The 18,448-nt window shown below is 41.6% G+C and carries 15 protein-coding genes; 7 read left to right on the forward strand and 8 right to left on the reverse strand.

Features of this window, described 5'->3' with window-relative positions; all coding sequences use genetic code 11:
* Window positions 1–133: 133 nt before the first annotated feature.
* Both parE and KW060_RS08550 read left to right on the forward strand, forming a co-directional pair.
* Window positions 134–2,113, forward strand: coding sequence for a DNA topoisomerase IV subunit B (gene parE, locus KW060_RS08545; RefSeq protein ID WP_249034395.1), 1,980 nt, complete (start codon window positions 134–136; stop codon window positions 2,111–2,113).
* Between the two features lie 23 nt (window positions 2,114–2,136).
* Entirely contained in the window at window positions 2,137–3,876 is a 1,740-nt protein-coding gene (locus KW060_RS08550) for an amidohydrolase (protein WP_249034396.1), read from the forward strand.
* A 590-nt stretch (window positions 3,877–4,466) separates the two neighbouring features.
* Here KW060_RS08550 and KW060_RS08555 read toward each other — a convergent pair.
* Complete coding sequence (locus tag KW060_RS08555; RefSeq protein ID WP_249034397.1) at window positions 4,467–5,099, reverse strand: hypothetical protein; 633 nt, start codon at window positions 5,097–5,099, stop codon at window positions 4,467–4,469.
* On the reverse strand, window positions 5,092–5,766 hold the full coding sequence (locus KW060_RS08560; protein WP_249034398.1) for a hypothetical protein: 675 nt from the start codon (window positions 5,764–5,766) through the stop codon (window positions 5,092–5,094). Before KW060_RS08560 ends, KW060_RS08555 begins: the two co-directional genes overlap by 8 nt.
* A 287-nt stretch (window positions 5,767–6,053) precedes the next feature.
* Between KW060_RS08560 and KW060_RS08565 the strand changes: the two genes are divergently transcribed.
* The gene (locus KW060_RS08565; protein WP_249034399.1) at window positions 6,054–6,539 is read left to right on the forward strand and encodes a hypothetical protein; all 486 of its coding nucleotides are present in this window, start codon (window positions 6,054–6,056) and stop codon (window positions 6,537–6,539) included.
* Here KW060_RS08565 and KW060_RS08570 read toward each other — a convergent pair.
* The 3 genes from KW060_RS08570 to KW060_RS08580 form a co-directional block, all read right to left on the reverse strand.
* Window positions 6,487–8,331: a hypothetical protein gene (locus KW060_RS08570; protein WP_249034400.1), complete on the reverse strand. Its 1,845-nt coding sequence runs from the start codon at window positions 8,329–8,331 to the stop codon at window positions 6,487–6,489. The two genes, KW060_RS08565 and KW060_RS08570, sit on opposite strands and share 53 nt — an antisense overlap.
* 115 nt (window positions 8,332–8,446) lie before the next feature.
* A complete protein-coding gene (locus tag KW060_RS08575; protein WP_249034401.1) occupies window positions 8,447–8,911 on the reverse strand; it encodes a hypothetical protein in 465 nt (154 codons plus the stop codon).
* Window positions 8,912–9,049: 138 nt separating this feature from the next.
* Window positions 9,050–9,670 carry a hypothetical protein gene (locus KW060_RS08580; protein ID WP_249034402.1) on the reverse strand — a complete coding sequence of 207 codons (621 nt, stop codon included), beginning with the start codon at window positions 9,668–9,670 and terminating at the stop codon, window positions 9,050–9,052.
* A 187-nt stretch (window positions 9,671–9,857) separates the two neighbouring features.
* Here KW060_RS08580 and KW060_RS08585 point away from each other — a divergent pair, with 187 nt between their 5' ends.
* From KW060_RS08585 to KW060_RS08600, 4 genes are all read left to right on the forward strand, one after another.
* Complete coding sequence (locus KW060_RS08585; protein ID WP_249034403.1) at window positions 9,858–10,667, forward strand: hypothetical protein; 810 nt, start codon at window positions 9,858–9,860, stop codon at window positions 10,665–10,667.
* A gap of 129 nt (window positions 10,668–10,796) precedes the next feature.
* Complete coding sequence (locus KW060_RS08590) at window positions 10,797–13,220, forward strand: FtsX-like permease family protein (RefSeq protein ID WP_249034404.1); 2,424 nt, start codon at window positions 10,797–10,799, stop codon at window positions 13,218–13,220.
* 81 nt (window positions 13,221–13,301) lie between these two features.
* Window positions 13,302–14,822, forward strand: coding sequence for a serine hydrolase (locus KW060_RS08595; protein WP_249034405.1), 1,521 nt, complete (start codon window positions 13,302–13,304; stop codon window positions 14,820–14,822).
* A gap of 80 nt (window positions 14,823–14,902) precedes the next feature.
* Entirely contained in the window at window positions 14,903–15,940 is a 1,038-nt protein-coding gene (locus KW060_RS08600) for an alpha/beta hydrolase (protein WP_249034406.1), read from the forward strand.
* A 233-nt stretch (window positions 15,941–16,173) separates the two neighbouring features.
* Here KW060_RS08600 and KW060_RS08605 read toward each other — a convergent pair whose 3' ends face one another.
* The 3 genes from KW060_RS08605 to KW060_RS08615 all read right to left on the reverse strand — a co-directional run bounded on the left by KW060_RS08605 (window position 16,174) and on the right by KW060_RS08615 (window position 18,355).
* Window positions 16,174–16,398, reverse strand: a complete 225-nt coding sequence (locus KW060_RS08605) for a hypothetical protein (protein ID WP_249034407.1) — start codon at window positions 16,396–16,398, stop codon at window positions 16,174–16,176.
* Window positions 16,399–16,557: 159 nt separating this feature from the next.
* Window positions 16,558–17,370, reverse strand: coding sequence for a hypothetical protein (locus KW060_RS08610; protein ID WP_249034408.1), 813 nt, complete (start codon window positions 17,368–17,370; stop codon window positions 16,558–16,560).
* A complete protein-coding gene (locus KW060_RS08615) occupies window positions 17,345–18,355 on the reverse strand; it encodes a D-alanine--D-alanine ligase family protein (RefSeq protein WP_249034409.1) in 1,011 nt (336 codons plus the stop codon). The genes KW060_RS08610 and KW060_RS08615 overlap by 26 nt, the downstream gene beginning before the upstream one ends.
* Window positions 18,356–18,448 lie beyond the last annotated feature (93 nt).

The following is an 18,448-nucleotide window of genomic DNA, read 5'->3' on the forward strand; positions in this document are numbered from 1 at the left end:
CTGAAACTGTAATTCCGATCAATATGCCAAAAAAACATCCAATTTCAATATCTGGGTGTTGAGATTTTTTATCATACTCTATAGGGTAACAAAACAGATTAAATAATTTTTATCCGAGTTCACAAAACAACACATGACTGACTTATTTGAAACATCGGCCGCGACCGCCGATTATTCCGCTAAAGACATTGAAGTATTAGAGGGCCTTGAACCTGTTCGTATGCGCCCGGGGATGTATATCGGTGGTACCGATGAACGCGCTCTCCATCATTTGGTTGCAGAAGTCCTTGATAACAGTATGGATGAGGCCGTCGCCGGACACGCCAGCCGCATCGGCATCACATTAAACGCCGACGGTTCGGTAACCATCACCGATAATGGCCGCGGTATTCCAACCGACCCCCATCCAAAACATAAGGATAAATCCGCGCTAGAGGTGATTTTCACGACCCTCCATTCCGGTGGTAAATTTAACAGCAAGGTTTATGAAACATCCGGCGGTCTTCATGGTGTGGGTATTTCGGTTGTAAACGCCCTTTCCGAATGGACGAAAGTCGAAGTCGCCCGTGATAAACAAATCTGGACGCAGGAATTCGCCCGCGGTAAAGCCCTTGGCCCGATTGCAAATCAGGGTCCGACGCCAAACCGCCGTGGCACAAAGGTCACATTCCTGCCTGACCATGAAATCTTTGGCGAGGGAAAAACCAAGTTTAAACCCGCCACGCTTTTCAAAATGGCCAGGTCAAAAGCATATCTGTTTAAGGGTGTTGAAATTCGCTGGTCCTGTGACCCAAGCCTGATCGCGGAAAAAGATAAAGAAACCATTCCGGAAAAAGAAACACTTCATTTCCCGGGTGGTCTTAATGATTATCTGAATGTGCTGACCGAAAAACGCAGCACCGTGACCGAGGAAAATTTCCACGGTAAAGTGCCACTGGCCGAAGAAGCAGGCCAAATCGAATGGGCCATCACATGGCCCGAGTACGGCGAAGGCAGCATTTCATCATACACCAACACCGTCCCAACCCCACAAGGCGGCACCCACGAAAGCGGTGTACGTTCCGCCCTTCTTAAGGGCATCAAGGCATATGGCGAACTGGTCGGTAATAAAAAAGCAGCCAGCCTAACTGGCGAAGACATTTTCAACGGCGCCTGCGTATTAATTTCATTATTCATTAAAAACCCGCAATTCCAGGGCCAAACCAAGGACAAGCTGACCAATCCGGAAGCACAGCGTCTAACGGAAAATGCGCTGCGTGATCATTTTGACCATTGGTTATCCGGTTCACCCGCCATGGCCAATGATTTGCTGGGCTGGGCGTTAGAACGTCTTGAAGAACGTCTGCGCCGCCGCGCGGAAAAGGACGTCAAACGTAAAACCGCCACATCAAAACGTAAATTACGCCTGCCAGGAAAGCTCGCCGATTGTAGTAACGGTGACGCAGAAGGCACAGAAATTTACATCGTGGAGGGTGACAGTGCGGGCGGCAGTGCCAAGCAAGCACGCGACCGTAAAACGCAGGCCATTCTGCCGATCCGTGGTAAAATCCTGAATGTGGCATCGGCCACCCGCGATAAAATTCGCGCCAATCAAGAAATTTCCGATATTAATCAGGCGCTTGGATGCGGCAACGGCGATAAATATAAAGATGATGATTTAAGATACGAAAAAGTCATCATCATGACCGATGCGGACGTGGACGGTGCCCATATCGCCACGCTGCTGATTACCATGTTCTATCAGGAAATGCCGGAACTGATTAAAAACGGTCATTTATATCTGGCGCAACCGCCACTTTACCGTATCGCCCAAGGGGGCCACGTGCGTTACGCCCGTGATGATGACCATAAGGACGAATTAATGGCATCCGAGTTTACCGGCCGCGGTAAGATTGAGGTCAGCCGCTTTAAAGGTCTTGGTGAAATGCCGGCCGCACAGCTTAAGGAAACCACAATGACAATGGGCAAGCGCACATTGTTGAAAGTGGTCATCGAAGAAGGCACCAGACTGGAAACCGCGGAACAAGTGGACCGTCTGATGGGTAAAAAACCGGAACTTAGGTTCCAATTCATTCAGGAGAACGCCGCCAAGGCAGCCGATCTTGATATTTAAATTCATATTCGAAGGGAGGAAATATGAAAAAACTGATCATTCTAATGGGTGCCATGGTGCTTGCCGCCTGTGGGTCGGAGCAAACCTCTGCCCCGCCAGCAGCAAACGACACTGAACCCAAGGCCGATATGGTTTTAACCAATGGTAATGTCTTAACCGTTGAAGAAGACATGCCCAAGGCAGAAGCCATCGCCATTGTCGGGGATAAAATCGCCGCCGTTGGCACAAGCGCCGAAATCGCCGCATGGATTGGTGACGATACAGAAGTCATCGACCTGTCCGGTCAAACCGCCATTCCCGGCTTCATCGAAGGGCACGGCCATTACACCAGTTATGGTGACAGCTTTTACCGCCTAGAACTTCGTTATGATACAAGCTGGCAAGCCATCGTTGATAAGGTCGAACGCGCAGTAGCGGGCGCAGAACCCGGCGAATGGATTGTCGGTCGTGGCTGGCATCAGGACAAATGGACCGTTAAGGAAGACATCCTTGTGGACGGTATTCCCGTTCATGATAAACTTTCCGCGGTAAGCCCGAATAACCCGGTGATGTTAATTCACACATCCGGTCATGCGGTTTTCGCCAATCAGGCGGCCATGGATGCAGCCAACACCGACGGCAGCACCGTTCCACCAGAGGGCGGCGAAATCGTTCTTAAGGCGGACGGCACACCATCCGGCATGATGCGCGAAGCGGCACAGGACGCCATCCGCGCGGCGCTTGCGGATTATGAAGCCCTACGCACACCGGAACAGGCAGAGGCAGAATTACGCCGCGCCATCATTACCGCCGGTGAAGAAAGCCTTAAATACGGCATTACATCGTTTCAGGACCTTGGCACCACATATGCCGAGGTTGATTTATTAAAGAAAATGGCCGACGAAGGCACCATTCCAGTACGTCTCTGGATGGCGTTTGACATTCCGTATGAAGAGCTCGCCCTGCCCGGAAAGCTCGAAGAATACCGCATGGTTGGTTATGGTAATAACTTCCTGACCGTGCGCGGCATTGGTGAAAAGGTGCTTGACGGTGCCCTTGGTACCCATGGCGGCTGGCTCTTGGAGCCATATACAGACATGCCGGAAAGTTACGGCCTTAACGTGGTTCCGGTGGATGACATTAAGAAATCCGCTGATCTTGCCCTTGAATATGGTTATCAAATGGCCATTCAGGGGATCGGTGACCGCGCCACGCGTGAACTATTGGATATTTACGGCGCGATTAAAGAAGCCAACCCGGATGCGGACTTAAGATGGCGTATCGAACACCCGCAAGTGATCCACCCGGATGACATTCCGCGTTTCGCGAAATATGACGTGATCCCCGCGGCGCAGGGCATTTTCGCCTGTTCCGATGGTGGCTGGGTCGAAGACCGCCTTGGTAAAGACCGCACATTAGAGCGCAGTTACCTGTTTAACACGCTTTATGAAGCAGGCCTGACACCAACAAACGGCACTGATCCACCCGTAGACGAGATCGACCCGATCGCAAGTTTCAAATGTTCTGTTACACGCGAACTGTCGGACGGTACCATCTTCCAAGGTGGCGAGGTCTATACCCGCGATGTGGCCCTTTACAGCTACACCATGGGCAACGCCATCGCCGCGTTCGAAGAAGACATCAAAGGATCGATCAAAGTGGGCAAACTAGCCGACATCGCAATCCTGTCACAGGATATTACCGCGGTCCCAGATAACGCACTGATGGACACCAAAGTAATGAAAACCATCCTTGGCGGTAAAGTGGTGTATGAGAGAGAATAGACGGTAACGTCACAACAAAAAAAACAAAGGGCGGTGCATTGCATCGCCCTTTTTTGTTACACCGCACCATCCAATTATGATCCCCGAAGACCTCATTCCTTTGAGGTCTGAGAACGGGCCGCCATTAATAATAATTATAGTGGCCCGCGCGAACGTTTTCGCGTAGGGGGAAGCGCGCGAGCGCGGGGGCAACGCCCCCATCAAACAAAGAAACCTTACAAGCTCCTCACCGTCATACCCGCGAAGGCGGGTATCCAGTACCAGCAAACAAAGCGTGACGTAGTCACACCTTATAGAAAATGGAACGCGAGGGCGCGTGCTTTTTTGTTTCACTGGATTACCCGATCAAGTCGGGTAATGACGGATATGGGATATGTTTTTTATCCCTCGCCTCGTCACCCTCGGGCCCCACCCGTGGGTCTCATGCTTTTAAAGAGATACTCGGGACGAGCCAGAGTATGAGGGGTGTGGTTCTGTTTTTTTTACGGCAACGTTACCGTAAAAACAAAAGGGCGATGCACTGCACCGCCCTTTAATTTATTCCATAAAACCCTGATCAAACGAGGGCATTAGAGGATTAAGAAAATATATTAATCCCCAACGCTATTACCGTTTTTTAAAATATCATAGAGCTGCGTGCTAAAGCTATTAACCGTTTTACCAATTGATACTGAAACAGCATCAGCGCCGCCGCCACAGCCGCCACCTGCGGATCGCATTTCTCTTGTTTCAATATCAATGTCAAACTTTTCATTCACATTTTTAACAACGGTAGCGGATAATTTTGTTGTTGCAATACATTCCCAACTATATTCTTTTGCCGCGTAACACATTATGCGTACCGAAGCAGGATCAACGTTGATAGCAACTTGATTATTGTTATCTCCGACATTTTCAATTGAATTTTCCACAGTTTCCAGGTCAACATTTTGATATGCTTTATCAAGAACGGTAGAAACGGCTTCATCAAAGAATGTTTCAATATCATAAGGATAACTATGGGCACTACAAAACTGGCCAATTATTTGCGCATCACCAGATAGTTTTGCTTCTTTATGAATTAAAGCTTTATAATCGCCCTGTTTGTTCTGTTCTGCCAGTGATTGATAGTTAAGATAACTTCTCACTTCTTCTGTGCTTTGGTTATATGAACAGCCACTAAGAGCTGCTAATATGCCAATGATTGATGTTGCACGGAAAACCAGTTTACTTTTATTAGTCACTATATTTTCCAGAAAGAACATCAACGATTTTTTCAGAGAATTGCTTGATCATATCGCCTCGAGGATCACTGCCACGAACCATTAAACCAAGAAGGCCACCAGCCGCATTCGTATCCATATCAGTAATATGATATTGTCCCAATAAATCGCCTGATTGATTATCTTTGATTTTAACAAGGCCTGTCATGCTGTCACTACCGCCGATTAAGACAACCGACGCACCATTTGTTAAAGCAAATGAATTAATCGACACATCAAGATCGATGTCTCTATTGCCAGAAAATTTACCCGCTAATTCTTCTTTAATTCCGGCTCTAATATCAACTTCGACAGCTGTCATTTCTTCTTTCAAAGATACAATTTTCTTTTGTGACTTTTCGATATTTTTTTGAGCCACTTTAGCGTTTTCTCTTTTTCTAAAACTTGTACTACCTGTTGGGGTATCAATACGCTTTTGTTGAGTAGCGATATACTCTTCTTCTTCTGCAATATCATTTTCAACTCTGGCTACAAATTCAGGGCTAAGACCAACGTTGACATTGACCAAATTGAATTGCTGTGTATCAACACCTGAAAGAGATTGAATAGGCTGAATATCCTTAGGACCACAAGCAGACAAAGCTGCTAACATTATAATAGTAGAAAAAATTTTGAGACGAGTTTTCATCGTTATCCCCCAATTAGTTATGTTAAAAATACGCATTATTTCTTACATAAGAATAACTTATACGCAAGCCAATTTTTAAATTTCAAAAGAAACCCCAGAACCACTAGACTTAAGACTTCTGAAAACGCCTATTTTAAGAATTTCAATTTTATCCTTATCAATAAATTCAATGTTCCCAATATCTACGATTCATCAAATGCTAAAATTTTCTATGATTTCCCCCAAACTTGACACATCCCCCCTTTTAAGCGATCATTTGTGCCATCCATTCAATTCAAGGGGGTTTTATGATGAATATGGGGCAATCGGTATCACAGGGTTATTCTTATAAACGCGGCATTACCGTACAGAAAAATTTCTGGACGCGGTATTGGGTTTATTTCACGACGGCGGATTATTTGGGGCTTTTCGTGGGCTTGATGATTTACGGGTATAATTATTATCCGTTTGAATATGATATGGCGCATCGCATTATGCCGGATTTTATGACGTTAATGTCGGCGACGGGGTCGGTGTTTTTTATTTGGTATATAAAATCATTTTACCTGCCCGTGCAGTTGATCGCATTTTATATGTTTAAAAATGATGCCAGATCACAACATGATTACCGCGCCCATTTTCGCATTATCGTCTTGTTAATCCACGCATCCATCATCACCGGCTTTATGACGACCCCGAACGGGAAACAAATTTTTATCCCGCTCGGGTGTATTCTCGTCTTTAATGTCGCTGCGTTTTTGTTATTAGAAAACCGGGAACGTCGCCGTTCTTGAATAATTGATCCCCAAGCAGGATCAATTCAATCAGGTGGCGTTCGTATTTATTGCTCGCGAACATAAGGTCCGGGTATATGTCCGCCTTTAACGGGATACCGTTGGCGGCGGTGAAATCGAGCAAATATTTTACCGCGTCATCATGATAAAGCTGCGCACGCATCATTTCCCCGGTTTTAACGTGGTAATACACTTTACCCTTTAAATATTCGATCATTTCGGTGTTGGGCTGGCGTAATTCATATACGCGGCTGCGGCCAAGGTCTTGTAAGATCATCAATGTTTCTTCTGCGCCCTCAAGGTCCCCTAACCCTAACTGCGCCTCAAGCAACACGGGGTAATGACGGGCGAGGTCATTTTCCGGCTCATCCCTGACAAGCAAGAAATTATCGCCGTTATGAATACCGCGCGCCAGTAACGCGTGGTCTCTCGCTTCACTAAATAAACCCAATTTATTATAAAGTTTTGCGAGCCTTAAATGATGTTTAAATTGTAACACTTTGTGCCCTGCGTCCTCGGCATGGCCCACGGCTTCGAACATATAATCAATGGCAAGGTCCATGCGTCCACGCATTTCCACCGTTTTACTTTCGATTTCCTTTGCGGTAGAAAGTTCGGCAAATCGGTAATTGATATGATCAAGTTCTTTGTCAACATTCACCATGCGGTTCCGGATGCTTTTGACATCATTTAAAAATGGATAAAGATACGCGCGGGATTGCTGCGCGCGGCCAAGGTCCTGATTAACCTGATGCAGTTCATTATCAAACCCGCGCAGATCCCCCGCAAGATGGCTTTGCAGGCTTTCATAAACACCGCGTGCATGATGCAGATGATCATGGGCGTATTCCAGGGCTGCGGCCTCAAGCACGAAAATCTCGTTTTCCGCGATGCCGCTGTCAAGGTGCGCGGTGACGATTTCATTCACCATGGCGTGTGCATCGTCATCATACCCGACTTTAAACGCAAGGCGCACGGCTTGTATTTTTGGCCTAAAATCATTCCAGTAATATTTTGATTTCTGAATATAATCAAAGGCACGCCTGTCGTTACCCATGTTTTCCTCTAACGTGGACATGGCATGGTAATATTTTCCAAGCAGGGAACTTGGGATGATGTTGTCTTCCACCTGCATCGCGAGGGTGATGACATTGACCGCGCGCATATATGCCTCGCGGGTGGCGTCCATGTCTTCTTTTATCGATCCGGTAATCGGCACCGTTGAATAAAACAGGTTATCGCGAAAACGGTTATTGCGGTCACGGTTTAACGCATGCAGATTTTGATAGAAAAGTCTTTCTGTTTCATCACGTTCTTCGTCAAACACGTCAAAATCAATATCGCGGTAATAAACGGCCTCGTCGGAAAAAACGCCCTTTTTATAACGACTTAAATGTTCATGGGTGCGCTTTAAATATTCGCGCTCTAACGCGCTGAACCGCACGGGCCTTTTATAATTTTCCTGAACGAAATATCGGTCGGTGATGCGCATATACCCGTCGATCAATGCTTTTTCATCACGCTGAAAATTGGCGACTTCGATGGCATTTTCAAGGGTTTCATATGACTGGCGTACCTTACTCACCTGCCATAAATCATCGGCCTGTTTCACCATTTGGTCGGCACTTGATGTGCCCAGGAAATGGCGAACGCGTACTTCATTGACGAGCAACACCGCCGATATCACCGAAATAACCGTAAATAGGTTCAGTGCACTATAAGTTTTAAATTCCATTTTCAGAAAATGATATAATCCGAAAAGCGCGAAAGGAACCCCGACAAATAAGCCCATGAGTTCCCAGACAGAATATATTGAAAATATATCTATATCAAAAATTGAATTCCCCATGGGCAAAGTGTAACCCATAATTGTAGAGAGTTCAACGTTAGGGTGTTCAGGCGTATTTTTACTCGTTAATTTTTCGCCCTTCCAGTTCTAATTCTGAAATAGGTTCTATTTTGATTATCAAATCAGAAGGTGCATTAATAATAAGATCATCGATTTTAAAAGCATGATGAATATATGTAAATTCCTGGCTTTCAAGCACGATTTTGTCTTCGATTATACGTTCGTGAAAACGCAACATATTTGAATTTATCTCACTTGGTATATCTTGATAGCTATTATAACCGACGCTGTCATGGGTTGCTTGAATGATAAGCTTTAAGCTCTTATCATCATTATTCTTTTTAATTGTTTGGTTAGGGCAATAACATCTAATTATTACATTTCTGACATCTTCGGCATTAATGACTTGAGTGATTGAACCAGATAAAGAAAAATCATTTGATGCAACCACACGTTCGTCCTGTGAGAATACAAAACTATTCAAGATAAAGTAAAAAAAGACGATTTTTATGATGAATTTCATTGTAACCCCAATGTGTTGCACTGTTGATTAATACTTTTGAACAAACAAATATTATTTGCGTATAAACCTATCCATATTTTAAATATAAAAAAGATTACTAAGTATGAAGTAAATAATCCTACTGGATCATAATTTTTTTTATTCATTTCCTACTATCTTTGGCGCTTTAAAGAGTTCCCAATTATCCTTTAAGATATCCAATAAATAAACACCCATAGATGCATGTGGATAATATGGGTTTTCGTTATAATCGACAAAATGGGAATAATAATCGACAAAATAGGTATATTCATTATGCATAGGGTTCCTATAATACATCAACCAATCACCCCCCGTTTGCTCTTGAAGATATTTATCAATTGGACTAACAGACAAGTCATTTTGTCCTACAAAATAATCCGCTACTTTTGCATTAACATGTCGTTCTATACAGCTTTGATTGAACTTAGGTTTTCTGCTGTCGCGTTCATCTAACATCACAAATAAACGATCTGTGTTTTTCATCAAATTTTCAAAACCTGATATAAATATGCTTATGTTTTCTTTACCACCCCTGATTTCTACATCGACTTCTAAATCAAGCAACCAACCGCAAAACTCACCTTGTTCATTTTCAAATGACGTACGTTTCAAGATATTGACTATTGCAATTTTTTCCGCGCTTGCCGCTATCTTTTTAAAATCCGGGGTCGCTAAAGATAACGCGTGCGCACCTATCGTATAAAAATAAGAAATTGCAATGATCAGAATATATTTCATTTAAAAAACACCCCCAAAAAACATTATCCTATTTATAAACATTATGCACATAAATGACCAAAGTTTAAAGCACGTTATCATATATGATTATATGCGTATGAAATAATAGTTGAACAATTATCTATCCGCGATATTCTTTGTTAGTTATTTTAATTAAACAATATTTTTGCATACATGGGGCTGTTTTTTGGAGTTTTTTTGGCAGTACTTTAGCGACATCAACTCTGGCGTAGTCGGGGGACTATTAGCAGCACCCGCGACAGCCGCGGTCGCATATACTTGTAGATTTAATAGACCTACACTTTCCAAGTTAATTGGAAACAAACAAACCTTAAACACAGTTAATTGGGATATACTAGGATTTTTAATAATTATCGGTACCTTTATTGGACTGTTTGTGCTTCTTGTTTTTGGATTTTGGTGGGGCAACAACATCCTGATAGGCTCAATGATTAATGATAATGAAATCAAATTAATCTGGATGTCTGTGGTACCAGTGATATTTCCTATATTAGGGCTATCTACATACACCGGTTTAAGATTATTGAGATTAATTGGCTTATCTAAAGGGGGAATGAGTTATAAAAAATATGCCGCTTACAAAGCAATTCAATATAAAATCGATCCAATAAAACTCCAAAAAAGGCTGCTCCGTCCGCTGCAATTACTTTCATTAACTTTTTTACTGCTAGGCTCGTTAATTCATGTAAGAATAATTGATAATATACTTTATTACCTTCCTTACCTAAGTTTCAATTATCAAGTCTTTGATCTATCGACAGTGAACAAAATAACCTTATATTCTAAAGCATATGCGCCTAACGGAAACATTATTGAAATTCCAAGTCTAGTATTAGAATTTGAAGACGGAAAAAAATTTAATTCAGATGATACATCACTCTTTTTTGATGAAGATACAAGAGCAAAATTGACTTCACTTGCCAAAAAATACTCAAATATAGATCCAGAGTTTTCAACTGGTGTTAATACACATTAGTTCTCGCCCCCTTCCTTCATCTTCCCCACAAACAACAAAATCCACACTTGACACATGCTAACTACTAATTTATTAGGAGTTAAAATCCTAATAAATTAGGACAAAGAGCTACACATAGGAAAAGTAAGAATGCTGAAGAATTATTTTATATTTGCATGGCGCGGCGTGTTAAAGGACAAGATATCTTTCCTTGTGAATGTTATCGGGTTGGTGACCGGGTTTACTCTTTTTGCATTTGCCACTGCCTTTTCATCTTATGAAGCAAATTATGATGGTTTCTTCAAAAATGCCGACAATATCGAGGTCGTGAACACGGAATTAAAACCCGGAAATTATTTTGGCCTCACGGTCGTTTACACCACCTTCCCCGGCATGGTGGATATGATCCAGGACAGCATTCCGGAAATAAGTGCCGCAACACGCGTCGCGACCTATACATTGGCCACGCACCATTTGGACAAACATTTACCCGTTGATTACAGATTTGTTGACGCATCATTTTTTGATATGTTTGATTTGAACATTCTGGCGGGTGATGTGTCACGTTATGGGGCAGATCAAAATATAGTGGCCCTTTCCAAAAGCGAGGCAACGCGTTGGTTTGGTTCGGTCGATGCCGCGATCGGACAAGATTTACGCCTTAGCGATGACAGAATGGTCAAAATCGTCGCCATATTCCAAGATTTACCGGACAATAGCCATTTTAAAAATAACGGGCTAGATGCCATATTACCAATTGACCTTTATGAGCCCCTAACCAACAGGCGCGCCAAAGGCGAATGGGATAATCTTTCCAATTCTATCCAGACTTATATTCAATTAGTACCCGGCGTTTCCAAAACATTGCTTCAAAATAAAATGAATGATGTTCTTAGCGCAAACCTTGATCAGGAAAAAAGGGAAATATTCACCAATGTGATCCTTAGGCCATTACAGGATATGAATATCTTGGCATGGGAACGAACCGGTGTTCCGGCGTTATTAATCGCAAAATCAGTCGGTATTTTGATCCTTGGCATCGCCGTTTTAAACAGCATCAGTTTATCAAGCGCACGCATGTTGGACCGTAGCCGCGAAATCGGCCTGCGCCGCATTTTTGGTGCAACACCAACCCAGCTTTCAACACAATTTATTATGGAAAACATCCTTTATGCATTGCTGGCGCTTATGTTTGCGATGATGCTGCTGATTGATTTAACGCCGTGGGTTGCTGATTTATTGGGGAAAAATTTTATCTTTAATGATTTAATAAGTCTTTCACTGGTTATTGAATTAATTATGGTCGCGCTTTTTGTAGGGTTATTATCCAGCGCCTATCCCGTGTTCCTGTTTAATGGCTTAATTCGTGGCATTACGCTTCATAGGTCAATTGAGCTAAGCCATTCTGCCACGTGGCTGCGTAAAAGTTTGGTCACGCTTCAATTTACTGTTGTTTCCGCCCTATTGCTGGCGGTTGTCGTGGTTATTTTTCAAAACAGGCACCTTCTTGAAACAAGTTTTGAACCGGAAACATCGCATCTTGCTGTGGTCGAAGGAATCGATGTGGAAAGATCGAACCTGATCGCAGAACAAATTGAACGGCTGGATGGGGTTAAAAGCGTTTCCCGCACTAATTTACCGCCCTTCTCCACTGAACTCAGCATCAGCATCTTCCGAAATCAGGTTGCCGATGATGATCTTCAAATGCAGAGGATTATTGTTGATGGCAATTATATGAAACAAATCGGCATTGATTTGCTGGCGGGGCGATATCTTTCGAAAACCCAGAGCGGTGACGAGCTCGTTATGCCAGCGAATTTCGAAAGTGATACTGAAATTAACGTTAATGTGGTCATCAATGAAAGCGCCGTCGCCCTATTGGGGTTAGGGTCCGTAGAGGACGCCATTGGCAAAAGCTTTTACCAAGGGCAAAACCGCAATATCGTGATGACAGTGGCGGGCGTGGTTCCGGATTTAAGACTGGGTGGCCCAATGCAGGCGGTGATGCCTTCTGTATTCTATATATCACCACGGAATTTCGAAGCATTGGTTATTGCCTTTAATTCCGCGGAAGCGATGGATTTAAAATCTGTGGAAAATATCGCGGGCCAAATATTTCCGGGGCGCCGTGTGGGCGTGTTGGCGTTGGATATTGTACGCGAGCAAGCCTTTGAAACATTAAGCCGCACAACATCCGCCATATTCGGTGTCGCACTTGTTGCGATCATACTGGCACTCGCGGGGCTATATTCACTGACGGCATTTTTATCTGCCTCTCGTCGCCGTGAAATTGGCGTCCGTAAGGTATTAGGGGCGAGCAGCGCACAAATCGTTCGCTTATTATTATGGCAATTCACGCGACCGGTTATCTTGTCATTAATCGCGGGTTTACCGATCAGTTGGTATCTGCTTACCACAAAATATCTGGAACTATTCCCATCCCGCATTGAACTTGGCGGTACGCTACTTGGCATGACGGCAATTACAACGGTGTCATTGGTTGCGGTGACATCCTGTTATCACGTCCTAAAAACCGCACGAACCCATCCCGCCATTGTCCTGCGCTGCGATTAAGTTTAAGGATTTAATGACGGTGTCTATCCGAAAAAAGTATATAATGCTCAATAATTATGTCATCAACGAAGGAATAATGTAATGGCTTCAACAACGAAACGCAGAAGCAAATATCAAATAAAGTTAAGTGCCTTTTTATTCACCATTTTGTGTGCATTGCTTATTCCAAACATTGTTCGCGCCGGTCAAGCCGAAGCTTCTATGCAAGCCCAGATGACTGAACAGAAATTAAAAACTTATCTTAATGGCCTTGAAAAAAAGCGTTTTTCGGGTTCGGTCTTGGTTGAATATGACGGAGAAAAAATATTATCGCAAGGATATGGGCTTAGTAACAGAGAGCAAAAAATTAATTATACTCCCGATACTATTTCGGATATGGGTTCTATAACCAAACATTTTACAGCCGCGGCAATTTTAAAGTTGGAAATGCAGGGTAAACTTTCAACAACAGACACATTGTCGAAATATTTTTCAACAGTACCTGACGATAAGAAAAACATTAATCTACACCAATTACTTACCCATTCAGCAGGTCTCGCACTATATTCAGGAGATGATTTTGAAGCAGTGACTGAAGAAGAATTTATCAACATAGCCTTTAACGAAAAATTGCTTTTTAAACCTGGTTCAACATTTGAATACTCCAATGTGGGCTATAGCTTGCTAGCCATAATCATTGAACAGGTTTCCGGGACATCTTATGAGAACTATTTAGCTGAAAATATATTTAAGCCTGCTGGTATGCTTAATACTGGATACACTAAGCCTGACTTTGACCCTCAAAACATGGCAGTCGGATATAGGGGCAATGAAATATGGGGTAAGCCAAATGAAATGGGCTGGGATAAAGACGCACCTTATTGGCATCTAAAAGGGAATGGTGGTTTACTCTCAACCGCTGAAGATATGTATAAATGGCACAAAGCATTAAATGAAGAGGCAATATTATCAAAGAAAGCAAAAGCAAAATTTTACCACCCCCATGTGTTTGCCGAGGGAGAAAATTCACCTATCCATTACGCCTATGGTTGGTTTATTGAGCAAACCCCACTTGGAGGTCAATTAATTAATCATAATGGCGGTAATGGGATCATATTTGCGGACTTTCACCGTTATATTGAAAAGGGGGTGACGATTATTATTTTCTCAAATAACTATGATCAATATGCCCTTAAAATGGCAAAGCAGCTGGCAGGCATTATCTTTGACCCTTCCTTTCAACCTGATGAAAAGCATGGATATAAATTTTTATCTGAACTACTGGAAACAGATTGGTCTATTGAGCGAATTATAGATTTTATCAAATCAGAAAAATCGTTAAATGTTCCTTCCGATTTTATTATTGATGAAAGGTCAATTAATCGCTTGGGTTATCGCCTTATACGTCAAGATAAAACGGATGAAGCGTTGAAGGTCTTTGAGCTCAACACCCAATTGCATCCAAATTCTGCGAACGTATTTGATAGTTACGGTGAAACGTTGATCAAGATGAACAGAATACAAGAAGGGTTAATTGCCTATAAAAAAGCCTTGGAGATAGACCCCAATTACCCATTCGCGGATGATGCTCGCATAATTATTAAGCAATATAGCAATAAATAACTACGGCATATCGCAGGCATTCTGATTTTATTTCGTATCATATTGGAATAACTTCATTAATTACATAAAGGTTAGAACAGTTGATTAGAAAAACAGTAATTACTATTTATTTTTCATTTCTTTTAATTGCGGCTGCTAGTGCGAACAACGAAATAAAGATTGATTTTTCTTCGAGTAATTTAGAGGAAGTTCGGCCAATTTATGTCCGCTTGCCAGATGGCTATGACAAAGATTCTGATGAAAAATATCCAACGCTTTATGTTTTAAACAGTAAGGACAATTTTGACTGGTCTTCCTATATCGTTGAATTGCAAGCTTCTAAAAATGCAATAAAAGATATGGTGATAGTAGGATTGCCGCATATAGGTAATTATTACGATGACCATTACCCGTTCGCAGAAGAAGACAGTTTAATTTCCAGCCCAAGCGCAGCGAAACATTCATCTTATATCAGAGAAGAGGTAATTCCATATATCGAAAGTAATTATAATGTAAATCAGGGCAGAGTAATTATTGGCCATTCATTAGCAGGTTTATTTGTTTCCCACTTATATACAGAATATCCTGACTCATTTTCAACCTTCGTTGCGTTAAGTCCTTCCTTCCAACATGCGCCTCAGATGGCAGAGCATTTCCAAAATTTCTTCAATAAAAACGAAAAAGTTTCGAGCCAGATTTATATGGCTTTAGGAAAGCTAGAGCACGAAGGAATCCAAGAAGGATATAATCAAATTCGTCAGGTATTTGCTGATAATGCCTCACAAGATGTGCAGTATTATATTGGATTTATTGAACATACAGATCATCTGCTTGCTGCGTTTCAAGGAACCTATAATGCACTTGCGTGGCTTTATGCAGATTATACGATCCAATCAGAAATAGCCCGAAGCTATAGTTACGAAGATTATATCGCCCATTATACTGCCCTATCGAACCGATTGAATTACCCAATCAAGCCACGCGAAAGGCATATGGCGGGATTTGCACAATTCGTTAGCAGGCGAATGGGAGATGTTGAGGCGGGAATAACAGCACTTCGCGTCGTACTTCATTATTACCCGGAATCAGAATTGGCGAAAAACTTACTGAATGAATTACAAGGAAGCGAGGAGCATTAGATAGCTGATTTCAAATAACGGCTTTCGACCCAAAGCGGACATTCAGTTTATGGTCAATTGTTTGATTTTAAATTTGTCGCGCCTTTTTGTTGCTGATGGATTACTTTTTATAATGAGACGGTAATCTCGTTGTTTCGGCAGCTTAAGTCCCCCCTTAGAACATAACCTGTCACCTTTAAAAATGTTTAACTTCAATCGTCTTAACAAAATGGGTTATTATTCAAACTCTAATTTTAAAATATTTCATTCAACTTTTCATCTCGTTTAGCTTGTGAAATAGCATCCTCGAGATTTGTGAAACGTAAAGTTTTGTACTGATATGTAGTAACGAGAACACGGTTAATACCGTATTTTTCCATTTCCTTATAGGAATTTAATTCTTTAGTTGTAAAACTTAAACTTGATGTTGGATTATTACCTGTTAAATCTTTTGAATTTGGTATTTGTTTTTCTGACATTGGGCGCTTTTCTATTAAAGGGGTTTGCGACACGGAAATTTAATATATTTTCTTTGATATATCCGTGAATTTGATAGGCACTCATTAATAAACATTGTGAGTAGGAATTTAGTTAAAGTTCTTGATTGCAATAAAACTCTTTAAATCAGAATTTATAAATCACATTATCGAACATAGGTCTTTTACTTTTCTAAATGGCTTATTACATTCCCAATCATTCCCACTATAATCAATATGAGAATTTTCAGGTAAATTAATCACTTCACAGGTTTTTCCTACTTCAGAATAACCTCTCTTACACTTCCAACCATTTCCCCTGCCATCATCTTCAAGGTATGCGTTTTCAGGTACTTCTATTGCGATACATCGTTCGCTAATTTGCCTATAACCATGTTTACATTCCCAACCTTGACCAAAAGCGGATTTTTGATAATAGCCATTTTCAGGAACAATGATCTTCCTGCATTCGTTATCAACGGACTTATATCCATGCTCACAACTCCATTTCCCCCCAAAAGAGTTATTATCAAGATAAGCATTTTCCGGTAATTCTATTTTTTCACAAGTGCCATTGTTTTCCAAATAACCACGACTACATTCCCATCCTGAACCGTATTCTGAAGCAGTAAGGTAAGCATTGTTAGGAAGAACTATTGCATTGCAACTACCGTTCATTTCTCTATATCCATGGTTACAAGCCCACCCTAATCTAAAAGATGAACCTGTTAGATAGGCGTTATCTGGCGCTATTATTTCTGCACATGCATTATCTTTTTTAATGAAACCCGGATTGCAACGCCAGCCATCGCCATAGCTTAATTTCTCAGAATTTTCGGGAACGACATCTAAGGCAGATTGAGCAAAAGTAGTGTTGCTTATAGCAATTAAAGTCATAAAAACTAATGCATGAAAAATTCTAGCATAAGCATTTGTTTCTAGCTGCAAGCTAGCTAAGTTTGATTTTATCTTCATGATTTTTTCCAATAATATTTATATCAATGTTATGCGATCTTTCAATCGCGCCTTGGATCATGAGGCAAATGAGATCATCATATTCTAAATCCGCTGCAATTTTACAGGCACGAGGGAAATAACTTGATGCCTGTTTTAGACCGGGAACAAGGTTTGCTTCCATAAAATGACAATTACCATGTTTATCCATTTTTATATCGATACGACCAAAATCCCTTATACCTAGGGCTTTAAATGAGTTTTTGGCAATTTCCTTAACCATTTTCAGGGTTCTGCCATCAATAATCCTTGAAAGTATTTCTGAATTTTCTGTTTTAACTTTCGAGCCTAAAATTCTTATACCACCTTCTTTTGGAGGAGTTATTTCAATGGGAATTGCCATTAATCGGCCACCGGATGCAATTATAGAAACGGTAAACTCCAATCCATCGAGATACTCCTCGACCAATATTGGCTCCATATATTCTTCGTATAAAGCCTCTACTTTTGCTTTAAATTCACTAAAATTATAGACTAGAGATTGTCTATCAACGCCATTACCATTTGCTGAACCCGATGGTTTTAAGAATAACGGGAAAGGAAGTGGCAGGTCTTCAGCGTTTTTATATTGATCAGGCAGGGATGTAAAATATTTGCCCGTTGGTATTTCCTCTGCAGAAACTCTTTCTTTTCCAAGAATCTTATTTGAATCATATTGCAAGGTATTCCTAGCCGATCCTGTGTAACTAATCCCGTGTTTATCAAAAAAATCGCTGAGCCAAATAAATTCCCCGCCCTGAATTATCAAATATTTTACCGCAAGAACGACAATGTCTGGTTTTCTTTTAACAACAGCTTCAAGGTCGGACGGACCATAGCAAACTGTAACAATTGCAGAATGATTCATTCTTAATAAAGAGTGTTTGACATTATTACAGGCATGGAATGGACCAAATCCAGTTTCTTTTAAATTATTATTTATATTCGTAATTATTTCTATATTCATATGATTACCTTTTGTGCAACAATCGTCGCCCGATGTAATAAGAAAATGTTACACCGAACGACAAATAGATTTTTAAAAAGAGGTGCTAATGTC

Origin of the sequence: Pseudemcibacter aquimaris (assembly GCF_028869115.1) — a bacterium.
GTDB classification, from domain to species: Bacteria; Pseudomonadota; Alphaproteobacteria; order Sphingomonadales; family Emcibacteraceae; genus Pseudemcibacter; species Pseudemcibacter aquimaris.